The organism is Microcoleus sp. K4-B3 (assembly GCF_036704615.1).
GTDB lineage: Bacteria > Cyanobacteriota > Cyanobacteriia > Cyanobacteriales > Microcoleaceae > Microcoleus.
Window position 1 is genome coordinate 79,575 of record NZ_JAUBSF010000011.1, and the last position, 12,207, is coordinate 91,781.

At 51.0% G+C, this 12,207-nt stretch carries 6 protein-coding genes; 3 read left to right on the top strand and 3 right to left on the bottom strand.

Annotated elements, in window-relative coordinates; translation table 11 throughout:
• Both QUA78_RS08010 and ebsA read right to left on the bottom strand, forming a co-directional pair.
• Window positions 1–5,327, bottom strand: a 5,327-nt coding sequence (locus QUA78_RS08010; protein WP_333300207.1) for a DUF4347 domain-containing protein, incomplete at its 3' end; no start/stop codon positions are given.
• 982 nt (window positions 5,328–6,309) lie between these two features.
• The gene (gene ebsA / locus QUA78_RS08015) at window positions 6,310–6,684 is read right to left on the bottom strand and encodes a type IV pilus biogenesis protein EbsA (protein ID WP_172192244.1); all 375 of its coding nucleotides are present in this window, start codon (window positions 6,682–6,684) and stop codon (window positions 6,310–6,312) included.
• 245 nt (window positions 6,685–6,929) lie between these two features.
• On the opposite strand from ebsA, the gene QUA78_RS08020 reads away from it, so the two are divergent.
• From QUA78_RS08020 to QUA78_RS08030, 3 genes are all read left to right on the top strand, one after another.
• A complete protein-coding gene (locus QUA78_RS08020; RefSeq protein ID WP_333300209.1) occupies window positions 6,930–8,447 on the top strand; it encodes a glycosyltransferase family 2 protein in 1,518 nt (505 codons plus the stop codon).
• A 336-nt stretch (window positions 8,448–8,783) separates the two neighbouring features.
• The gene (locus QUA78_RS08025; RefSeq protein WP_333300211.1) at window positions 8,784–10,013 is read left to right on the top strand and encodes a succinate--CoA ligase subunit beta; all 1,230 of its coding nucleotides are present in this window, start codon (window positions 8,784–8,786) and stop codon (window positions 10,011–10,013) included.
• Between the two features lie 83 nt (window positions 10,014–10,096).
• The gene (locus QUA78_RS08030; protein ID WP_333300213.1) at window positions 10,097–10,993 is read left to right on the top strand and encodes a CoA-binding protein; all 897 of its coding nucleotides are present in this window, start codon (window positions 10,097–10,099) and stop codon (window positions 10,991–10,993) included.
• Between the two features lie 270 nt (window positions 10,994–11,263).
• On the opposite strand, the gene QUA78_RS08035 is transcribed toward QUA78_RS08030, so the two are convergent.
• Complete coding sequence (locus QUA78_RS08035) at window positions 11,264–11,965, bottom strand: alpha/beta hydrolase (RefSeq protein ID WP_333300215.1); 702 nt, start codon at window positions 11,963–11,965, stop codon at window positions 11,264–11,266.
• Window positions 11,966–12,207 lie beyond the last annotated feature (242 nt).

Consider the following 12,207-nt stretch of genomic DNA (forward strand, 5'->3'; position numbering starts at 1 on the left):
GGCGGCACAATAATATTGGGCGAAAAGTTGATGACTGGTGTGGGCGTTGGCGGCACAATAATATTGGGCGAAAAGTTAATGACTGGTGTCGGTGTCGGCGGGGCGATGTCGTTGTCGGCGATGGTGACAGTAACGGGTGCGATCGCCACTGGCAAGTATTCGGCAGCACTGTCGGCGGCAACGCTCGAAAGAATGAACCCGGTATGGGTTCCTTCCACTATGCTGTCGTCGGTAGCTTTCACGGTGACAGTTTGCGGTGCATTCCAGTTAGCCGGAGTGAAAGTGATGGGAGCGAGCGCATCTATTTGGCTGCCGGCAGCGAAGTTGACCGTAACGTTAGCTGTCGGCGCTTTGGTAAGGACAATGCTGTAGCTGTCTGCTACACCGCCTTCTGCTGCATTGGTGCTGTTAGGAGTGACGGCAATGCCGGGGGAGTCGTTGTCGATAATCAAGACATCAACTTTGGGGATGCCGATATTGTTGTAAGCCAGATCCGTGCTGCTAGCGCTGGCTGCGATCGTGCTCAGGTGCGTTCCTTCAACGGCGGAGTCGTCGGTTGCTTTGACAGTGGCGGTTTGAGGCAGATTCCAGTTAGCGTTGGTGAAGGTGAAGGACGTGAGCGCTTCTATTTGACTGTCTGTCGCGAAGCTGACGGTAACGTCGCTTGAAGGCTGACCCGTTAATACCGCGCTGTAACTGCCATTTGCACCGCCTTCTGCTGCATAAGTAGTTGTGGGAGAAATTTTTACCCCGGCAGTCGAGGTAGCTGTGTCGTTGTCGGCGATGGTGACAGTAACTGGTGCGATCGCCACTGGCAAGTATTCGGCCGCGCTGCCTCCTGCCACGCTGTGATCGATCGTGCCGCTGTGCGCTCCTTCTACAACAGTGTCGTCGGTTGCTGTCACCGTTACTGTTTGCGGCACGTTCCAGTTAGCCGGAGTGAAAACGAGCGGCGCGATCGCATTTATTTGACTGCCCGCAGCTACATTGACCGTAACGTTAGCTGTCGGCGCTTTGGTAAGGACAATGCTGTAGCTGCCTGTTGCACCGCCTTCTGCTGCATTGGTGCTGTTAGGAGTGACGGCGATGCCGGGGGAGTCGTTGTCGAGAATCAAGACATCAACTTTGGGGATGCCGATATTGTTGTAAGCCAGATCCGTGCTGCTAGCGCTGGCTGCGATCGTACTCAGGTGCGTTCCTTCTACGGCGGAGTCGTCGGTTGCTTTGACAGTGGCGGTTTGAGGCAGGTTCCAGTTAGCGTTGGTGAATGTGAAGGAGGCGATCGCTTCTATTTGATTGTCTGTCGCGAAGCTAACTTTAACGTCACTTTTTGGCTGGCTGTTGAGGGCTACTTGATAGGTGTCGGTTGCGCCGCCTTCGGCGACTATGCTGCTGCCGCCTGTTTGGGTAACAGTCACGCCAGCAGCAGCAGTAGTAGCTGTGTCGTTGTCGGCGATGGTGACAGTAACCGGTGCGATCGCCACTGGCAAGTATTCGGCAGCGCTGCCTGCAGCGACGCTGTGATCGATCGTGCCGCTGTGCGATCCTTCCACTATGCTGTCGTCGGTAGCTTTCACCGTTACTGTTTGCGGTGCATTCCAATTAGCCGGAGTGAAAGTGATGGGAGCGAGCGCATCTATTTGGCTGCCGGCAGCGAAGTTGACCGTAACGTTAGCTGTCGGCGCTTTGGTAAGGACAATGCTGTAGCTGTCTGCTACACCGCCTTCTGCTGCATTGGTGCTGTTAGGAGTGACGGCAATGCCGGGGGAGTCGTTGTCGATAATCAAGACATCAACTTTGGGGATGCCGATATTGTTGTAAGCCAGATCCGTGCTGCTAGCGCTGGCTGCGATCGTGCTCAGGTGCGTTCCTTCAACGGCGGAGTCGTCGGTTGCTTTGACAGTGGCGGTTTGAGGCAGATTCCAGTTAGCGTTGGTGAAGGTGAAGGACGTGAGCGCTTCTATTTGACTGTCTGTCGCGAAGCTGACGGTAACGTCGCTTGAAGGCTGACCCGTTAATACCGCGCTGTAACTGCCATTTGCACCGCCTTCTGCTGCATAAGTAGTTGTGGGAGAAATTTTTACCCCGGCAGTCGAGGTAGCTGTGTCGTTGTCGGCGATGGTGACAGTAACTGGTGCGATCGCCACTGGCAAGTATTCGGCCGCGCTGCCTCCTGCCACGCTGTGATTGATCGTGCCGCTGTGCGCTCCTTCTACAACAGTGTCGTCGGTTGCTGTCACCGTTACAGTTTGCGGTGCATTCCAGTTAACCGGAGTGAAAACGATCGGCGCGATCGCATTTATTTGACTGCCCGCAGCTACATTGACCGTAACGTTAGCGGTCGGTTGAGTGTTGAGGGAGATTTTGTAACTGTCTGTCGCGCCGCCTTCGGCAGCAGTCGTGCTCGCAGGAGTAATTGTGATGCTGGGCGTATTGGGAGTAGCGACATCGTTATCGGTGATGCTGACTGTTACCGGCGCGATCGCCACTGGCAGATATTCCGCCGCACTGCCGGCGGCGATGCTGTGGTCGATCGTGCCTGTGTGCAGCCCTTCGACTAAACTGTCGTCGGTAGCTTTCACCGTGACTGTCTGCGGTAGGTTCCAGTTATCTGAGGTGAAAGTAAACGTGGAAATCGAATCGATTTGAATGCCCGTGTTGAAGTTGAAATTAACAGGCGCAGTCGGTTTGCTAGTCAGCGCTACCTTGTAACTGCCTGTGGCGCCGCCTTCGGTAGCAGTCGTGCTTGCAGGAGTAATTGTGACTCCGGCGGTATCGTTGTCGGTAATTTGGGCCGTCACCGAGGCAGTAGCCATCAGGTTGTATTTCGCGTCTGTACTGGTGACTTGGTGTGCGATCGTACTGGAGTGCGCGCCTTGAGCTACACCATCGTCTACGGCTTGCACATTCACCAGTTGAGGCACCTTCCAGTTGTCGGGAGTAAATTTCAGAGCGATCGGGATCCCACCTCCAATCCCCACGTCGCTTTGGGCGTCTGGCGAGGCGGTGACAGTAACATCGGCAGCAGGCTCGGTGGTCAATACCGCCGTATAGCTATCCGTAGCCCCACCTTCGCCGATTTTTGTGGTGCCGCCAGTTTCGGTAATTTTTACGCTCGGCGTGTCGTTGTCGGTAATTGGCAAAATCAGATTGGCAACAGCAGTGCCGTCCAGCGTCACGGGCACAGCGCCGTCGTAGTTAGCGTCTGCACTGGTGACACTGCCGGTAATCGTGCTGCTGTGAGGGCCTTCGGCTAAGGCATCGTTCGTTGCTCGGACAGTGATAGTTTGAGGGACGTTCCAGTTGCTGGGAGTAAAGTTGAAGCTGACGGGGTTTCCAGCCCCCGTCCCCAAGTCTGTCTGGGTGTCGGGTTTAAGAGTGAAGATTACCAGTTCGGTGGGCTGGCTTCTGAGCGCTACTCTGTAAGTGTTGGGGCTGCCGCCTTCTGCCAGAGCGGTGTTTGTAGGCTCTGAGGTGACAACAATGCCTCTGGTATCATTGTCGGCGATCGTCAGGCTGGCTGTATCTGGGGAGCCGAGAAGGTAGTTGGTGCTCGGAGCGAGGGTGAATGTGACATTTTCATTGGGGTCAAAAATATTATCATCAATGGGAGTAATCGTCAGATCGACGCTTGTCTGCCCATCGGGAATAATCGCTGTGCCGCTAGTTGGGGTGAAGTTGGTATTAGTACCCGTTGCAGTATAGTCGGTGGTGAAGGTGGCAGACCCCGCTACATTGAAATTGACAGAGAGCTGTCCGTTGCTGTTGGCGGCGCGGGTGATTCTAAAGGTGCCTGGAATCGAACCATCTTCAGCCGGACTGCCCAGTGGGGAAATGCTGAGCACGGGGAGATTTAATTCATTTGGCGGTAGCGTCCCAAATATGGTGGTTGTGGCGTAGCTACTAGACTGATTACCTTCAAGCGAAAATCTATTTCGCAGGGCAAGGGTCAGGTCGTAGGGGCCTGTGCCAACTGGGAGAGGGTCGACAAATTGATCTGCATCCAGGTCGTCGCCGTATACTGTGTCGTCTAGCGCACCGCCCAGGGTAATCTTGTCGCGCAACAGGAAGTATCGGTCAATTTCATAGCGGCCCGGTAAGGCACTTGACCCCCCTATACCAGTAATCCCCATAAAGGTCGTTGGGAGTGCAGGGTCGTCTCCGCTGTCATTTTCAAAGAGAATTTCCTCCGTACCTGAAACACGACGACCGCCAGTGTCAGAAATAGAGCCATCAAACTGCAAGTCGCCGTCAACATAACGCATTAACTCAAAGTCTACTCTTGTAGTTCCAGGGTTTGTAATCCTGTAGGTTTGAGTTAAAAGACTCCCTTTCCTTACTCCGTTTACAACTAGGTCTGTGACCGTCTGAGTCAGTGCAAAGTTAAGACCGCCAAAATTGAAGGTGCTTTGAGTACTTGTTGGAGTTGAGTTAATCGTTGTTGGATTGAGTCCGCCTGTATTGCCGATGGAGCCGGTAGTTAAAAAAGTATATCCTCCAGTACCGCCAACCCTGATTGCTACCCCAGACTGAAAGGTGGTTCCAGCGCTCACTGCTGCACCTATCGGGTCATAATTTGCATTTGAGGCACCTCCGTTGCCGCCAACAGCAGAGCCGAAAGACCCATATTCATCTACTCCGACTGTAAGGCCTCCATCTCCTGGTGCTGTATTCAAGGTAGCTAAGGTAAAAGCATAATTTTTCAGTGTTTCAGGTTGAATGGCTAAAGGTATTTCAATTTCCCCTGTGGTTGCCTGAAACTGCCAATCTCCTCCTAAAGCTGCACTGCCGGTCAGGGTTGTAGAAGCTGCGATTTTTGCTTTTGTAAGGTGGCTTATTTGCTCCACGAATGCTTTGCCCCAGCCTGCTGCAACACTGCAACCGTAAAGCAAAATCTCTGCTTTTGCACTCAGCGATGCTCCCCATTTTTGCAGTTCGCTGGCGTAAGCATTAAGAGTATCTAAACTTAATTGAGCTGTGCCTAATTGCAAGCTGCCGGGACTGCCGTGGCAGATGACGTGCAGTGCAGATACCTCCTGACAATCGGCTATATACTCGCTAATCTGGGCAATACCGTCTTGCTTCGAGTCGAGGATAACTGTTGCGATTCCGGGTTTGACTCCGGCAACTAAGCTTTGGTAATCTGCAACGGCTGTGTCTATAAAAACAATCTCTGAAATTTCTGTACCCAAAGTGCCGACCGCCTGCTGAGAATCCGCAGGTGTTGCACTACCTGCAGCGACAGTTGGTGCGTTTTCAATGGTAAATGCGATCGGGCGATCGCTAATTAAAGAATATGTAGAGAGTTCCTGGATGAGCGGAGTCATAATATACCTCTTGCAAAAATTGTTAGGTTTTAATTTGTAGTTGCAATACCTGATATATAGCGTTCTCTCAGTTATGCACTTACTCAAAATTACTTAGGAGTAATTACCATAACTGATTTTTTGCGTTTTGCTACTTAAGTGTTTGCTAGATAGTGGCTAGAAGGAATTGCTATAATTTAATTCGGCTTTGGACCACTTACTTGCAAAATTTGAGCATGACAGTGCGACCGCCAAAATGGCGGTTGATCAATTGTCTCATATCGCCCCGAGCCAAAAATCAGGACTTATATTAAATCCCTTCGATCGCAAGATTAGTTAAAATTACTTGCTGAAGACAGGTTTGATTATTTAATCGGTTTTATGAGAAATTAACTAATCCTAGTTTGGCTGTCATCGTTACATACGTCAGTAATATTACTGAAATATTTACAAATATTAATACCTAAAGAAAGTTGGAGTTTAGTGGGAAATGTGTCTTGCCTCAAATTTTGCACCAATGTCAGAAACAGGCTTTTGCAATTGTTCGACAACAAATACAGCAGTTTTCAATTGGATGAAATACAGGTAGGGACTCAGGCTTTGTCTGAGTTCCTACGCGAAATCTGTATCGCGCTCAATTGAAAACAGCTGTAGATTTGCTGCAAGCAGTGGGGATAAGTGTTCGCGCCCAAAGGGATTCTTGAAAATAATGTCAAGAACTCAGTTACTATTGGGCTTCTCAAATAGGACTGGCGCACCAATCATGTAATGTCGCCGTCCCGGTGGCGTTACACTATTGGTGCGCCAGTTATGGCGCCCGTCAATCGATTTTAGATTTTAGATTTTAGATTTTAGATTGAAGAAAGCGACCCCACTGATAAATCCAGGGGCTGGCGATCGGGATTCGGAGCTTTTTTATCGAGCCACGAATCAATCCGGGGGCCCCGGATTAAATTGCTTGATTGTCAATTGCGAACTTTCGGCAGGGCGGCTGCGGTGAAAGTTATTCATCCATGCGCATCAGCTTGCGGTAAAACGTTTTAGAAAAATCGACGGTACGAGTCCGCTGAAAAGTCAGGAGTACCTCAATTAAGCAACTGACAAACTCAGAGCTTTGCATAGTCACTTCGTAGCTGAGTTCAGCATTGCCGTCAAACAACACCCGACAGCGGGTTAAGTCGATCGGCAGCGACGAGATATTCCAACTAGCGACAAACGGCACATCGTCGCCGCCGTCAATTTTTCTTGCCCCCTCCAAGCTTTTGAGCTTGTAGAGGCCAATAGCGTGCGGTAAAAACTTGCGCCTGGGCTCTTGACAGAAAGGCGCGTAGACTTTCACTTCTTTGTCGTCGGCTGGCTTGAGTTGAGGAATAGACATATTTCCACCTCAGACAATTATTACTAACAGATAGTTGAGATCCCCAGAAAAAACTAGCAGATATTCCTGGTCGATCGCAAGCAAAAGTCATCCCAAATAATCTATGCAATGCCCGTTTACACGGGAGGACAAGCAGCGAGCCCACTGCTTGTGCTCCCGTTTGCTTTCGACAAAAGACCAGAAACTGGTACAGTAAATACTTATCTCTAAAATCAAAAACTATTGGTGGTTGAATCAAGTAACCTATGCAGCAGAGTTCTTGGCCAGAAAACGACGCTCGCAGCGAGCTTAACTTGGACATCTCTGATTTAGCTCAAGAAGAGCTCAAGAGTTTGACCTCGAACTCGAAGCTCGGTAAAGTATTTGCTATACCAGACATTGGCGACAGGGTGTTTGACGCGGAAACAAAAGCAAAGCTCCCGGTTGCGGTGTCTGTGCCCGGATCTCCCTCTTTTCCTCAAAATCTGTACCGGGGACGCCGGGGAAAAGCCGCCGCGGTGCTGACTGCGATTTGGGGCGGCACGATCGCCCTGCACTTGATTTCTTGGGGTGCGTGGGTAGTGTGGGGGTTGACGGGACTGCTGTGGATGCACGCATTTCGAGTTTTGTTTGCTTCGCCCAAGCCCGCACTGCCGCCTCTTGCCGATGAAAGTCGAGAGGATTGGCCCTACGTGTCGCTGCTGGTGGCGGCGAAAAATGAGGAAGCGGTGATTGCCCGATTCGTAGAATCAATCTGCAATGTAGACTATCCGATCGACCGCTACGAAGTTTGGGCGATCGACGATCACAGCAGCGACGGCACGCCGCTAGTATTGGAACAGCTCACCAAAAAGTACCCCCAGCTCAAAGTATTTCGCAGAGGAGCAAATGCCAGCGGCGGCAAGTCGGGAGCCCTGAATCAAGTGTTGCCGCTGACTCGCGGGGAATTTGTGGGCATATTTGACGCCGACGCCACAGTAACGCCGGATTTGCTGCGCCGGGTGCTGCCGGTGTTCGATCGAGAACAGGTAGGCGCTGTGCAAGTCAGAAAAGCCATCGCCAATGCTGCGGTAAATTTTTGGACTCGCGGCCAAGAAGCAGAAATGGCTCTCGACAGTTTTTTCCAACAGCAGCGGATTGCGATCGGCGGCATTGGAGAATTGCGCGGTAACGGCCAATTCATGCGTCGCAACGCCTTGGAAAGCTGCGGCGGCTGGAACGAGGAAACGATTACCGACGACCTTGATTTGACGGTGAGGCTGCACCTAGACCAATGGGACATTGAATTTCTCGCTTTCCCCGCCGTGTCAGAAGAAGGAGTCACTAACGCTCGCGCTCTGTGGCACCAGCGCAATCGCTGGGCAGAAGGCGGCTATCAGCGTTATCTTGACTACTGGCGGCTAATTTTGCGCAACCGCATGGGAACTGGGAAAACTTGGGATTTATTTGGATTTTGGGTATCTCAATATTTCTTGCCCACAGTAGCGCTACCTGACTTTGTGATGTCAATTGCGCTGCGCCGGATGCCGATCGCCAGTCCTCTAACTGTGATGACCCTTACTTTGTCAGTGGTGGGAATGTTTGTCGGTTTGCGTCGCACTCGCAAAGAGACCAAATTTGAGGTAAGGCGAGTTTTTGTCACCTTGCTGCAAACACTGCGAGGTACTGTGTATATGTTCCACTGGCTGCTGGTAGGGACTGTAACGGCTCGGATTGCGGTGCGGCCAAAGCGGCTCAAATGGGTGAAAACCGTCCATCAAGGCGCTGCTAGTAGCATCAAGTAAACAATTAGCAGAAATATCTGGGCACATTATTGGCCAAAGTCCGAAGATTTTCAGAGAAAAAAAACACCAACGCTCGCCAAATATGTCCCCACCAGAGCCTAAGAGTAAAATTGGGCAATTCCGAGAAAAAAACACTTTGAAACAGCTTAGGTAATAGGTAATCGGCGAGCGGTAATAGCAAATAAGTAATCGGCAATACAAAAGTCTAAAATTAAAAGATAAAAGCGAGAATTTTTAACTTTTAACTTGACAAAAAACCAATTACTATCTATTAATTATGAATTGCCAATTAGGACGAATTGCTTGTTGCCAACTACCCGTCACCCGTAATTGATAATGGATTTGTTAGAGTACCAAGCTAAATCTTTATTTCGCCAGATGGCAATTCCGATTTTGCCGTCGCAGCGGATTGACAATCCCGCCGACCTCAAAGGACTGAAAATTCCCTACCCAGTTGTACTAAAATCGCAAGTGCGGGCTGGGGGACGGGGCAGGGCGGGCGGTATCAAGTTTGTGGAAAATACGATCGATGCAGTAGCTGCCGCCCAAACAATTTTTAATTTGCCGATCGAGCATGAATATCCCCAAGTCCTGCTGGCAGAAGCAAAGTACAACGCCGACCAAGAATTGTACTTAGCGGTACTCCTAGACCCCGTAGCCCGCCGCCCGGTGCTTCTGGGCTCGAGACAAGGAGGTATGGATGTCGAAGGGTCGATCGAGCAAATGCAGCAAGTGGCCGTAGATCAAGAATTTTCCCCGTTCTACGCGAGGCGTCTCACGCTGAAAATGGGATTGCAGGGAGACTTGATTCAATCCGTGAGCACGATTGTCGAAAAAATGTACCGGCTGTTTGTCGAAAAAGATTTAGATCTAGTAGAAATCAATCCTCTCGGCATCAGTCCGACGGGAGAGCTAATGGCTTTAGACGGTAAAGTCACCGCCAACGACGATGCCTTGGGGCGGCATCCAGAGTTGGCCGCACTCTCGGGGAAGAGGCAAAGCATCGGGTTGGGACGGGAAAGGAGAAGTCCCCATGCCCCTGGCGATCGCTCCCATTCCCACTCGAAGGCTCAGCAATCGCCGGAGTTTGACCCCAAATCTAAATCCCCAATCTCGAATTCCGAATCCCTGCAATTAATCGAACTAGACGGGAATATCGGGATTTTGTGCAACGGAGTGGGCCTGACAATGGCAACTCTGGATGCTGTAACCCACCAAGGAGGAAAACCAGCTAATTTTGTGAATATGGGTTCCCTAGACCGCTACGATGCAGCAAATGCCCTGCGCGATCGCGCGGATTTGGGTCTGGAGTTAGTCGCTCAGGATAAAAGCGTTAAGGTGATACTTGTAAATATTTTGGGCAGCGCCTCCAAGACGGAGGAAATAATCGCCGCAGTAGCCGGCTATTTGGAACGGAAAGCTCGCGCTAACCGCCACATCCAAGTTGTGCTGCGGCTGGTAGAGATCGATGCTGATGCTGTTAAAAAGCGTTTGGGGCAGTTGCCGGTGCAGCTAGCTAGCACTTTGGATGAGGCCGCGGCCGCTTCTGTATCCTCCGTCAAGTAGCGGCAGTCGATCGGCAAAAAACAAGATTTCTGTACAGATGAAGGCCTTCTGCTTTTTACAGATCGAGTGTCAAGTGGGAAAAAATGAATTTAACTCCTGAAAGCAAAGTCCTAGTGCAGGGCATTACAGAATCTCCCGCGTCAACCCGCGCCGCCCTGATGATGAAAGCATACGGCACGAATGTAGTCGCCGGTGTCAGTCCCGGTCGGGGTGGGCTGGAAATGGAGGGAATTCCAATTTTTGATTTGGTAGAACAAGCAGTGGCGGCAGTGGGTCACGTTGACACTGCGGTAATTTTTGTAGACGCTTACTCGGTGCTGGATGCGGCTCTAGAAGCGATCGCGGGAGGAATTCGGCAAATCGCGATCGTCACTGGGGGAGTGCCTCCTCTGGATATGGTGCGCTTAGTCAGAAAAGCAGAGGCTACTGAAACTTTGGTAATCGGGCCTAACAGTCCGGGAATAATTGTGCCCGACAAACTGCTGCTGGGAACTCACCCCAAGGAATTTTACACTCCCGGCCCGGTGGGGGTGATCAGCCGCAGCAGCACTTTGACTTACGAAGTTGCCCTAGAACTGACTGAGGCTGGGTTGGGACAGTCGATGGCAGTTTGTATTGGCTGCGACGCGATTGTCGGTTCTTCTTTTATGCAGTGGCTGCAAATTTTGGACGAAGACGACAGTACGGAAGCGATGGTTTTGGTGGGGGAAGTTGACGGGTGGAGCGAACAAGCTGCTGCTTCTTACATCGCCTCGGCGATCGACAAACCCGTGGTTGCTTATCTGGCCGGCCGCTACGCTCCCAAGGGGCCGTCTTTGGGCCACGCCGGCATCCTGATCAGTTCTCGGGCTGCTGCCCAGAAAGCCTTTGGAGTTACGGCCCCAAACAAAATGGCTGCCTTTGAAGAGGCGGACATACCTGTGGCGGCTCGACCTTCAGAGATTCCTAAGTTGCTCAAAAAATTGCTCAAGAAAAATTGATTGCTTTGGGAGTTTTCACAAAAGTCCTAACCCTCTTGGGGGTTGGGATAGGGGTAGGGCGGGGGCGGGTTTGGTCTCATATCATTTCCGGTTACACCGGAATGATGTTGACGGTTGACGGTTGACTGTTCACTGTCAACAGTCAACAGTGAACAGTCAACAGTGAACTCGGATTTACTATTCCGATGCTAACGGATTTGATATCAAAAGTGTCGGGAGAATGCCACAACAGCCGCTTCAACCCGCCTTTAGGACACCTTTATGATTTTTTTACCAAAGCCCTCTGACCGGCGTCACAGGTTGCGGTGCGGGTGCTGGCAAGGGTGCGGCGCGGCGCGGCGCTGGAGGCGGAGTTGTTGGCTGCACGCTGCGGCGAGGTTCGATCGGACTTTCGGTGCGAGTTGTTTCAGTTGTGCGACTTGTCGATCTCGTCACATCTTGAAGCAGGCTTTGCAGAGTTCCGGCTATACTCTGAACTTTCCCAACAGCGGTGCGAAGGCTGGCAACATCTACGTAAACCTCGGCCAGAGGATACTTTTTCAGGATTTCTAGCAGCGAGACCTTACCGTCGTCCCCGGCTGCCAGGATCACCGCTGCCCGCAAAGCTTTCCCGCTTTCTGTGCGGCGCTGAGTCCGAATTGCTTGACCGATTTCGTCAGTGATTTTCTCTCCCGGGGTGCTGTAAACTACCCTGGCCAGATTAGCAGGCTTTAAACCGATTTCTAGACCCATGAACCCCCGCAATATTTGCGCGTCCATTTTGGAGACCCGGATAATTTGTTGGAGGGTTGGCGTCGTCGTGCCGTCTTTAGCAAAGTCTTCTAAGTCGCTGATATTGATGGCTTGTCTGATCGGGCCAAAGGTGAGGACAACTTTTTCGGCCGCTAATGCTGTACTGCTGCTAGATAATATGCTCGCGCTTGCTCCTAAAAGTAGGGCAATGCCGATCGATACAAATTTTGTTAATTTCATATTCATTTTTACCGCTCGATTAAAATTATTTTTTCGAGATTTGTACATTATAGATGCAGCAGTTATATTCTACAAGGTCGCCTGTCTAATTTGTGCCTGCGTCACACCCACAATCTCGACCGAGACTTTTTCTGATCTTGACTTTAAGAATAAGTAACTACATCTGCCGACATATTTTTGATTCTATTGATTCTGCCTTCTACCTTGTACATCAGAGTGCCTTATATATCATAGTGCCTTCA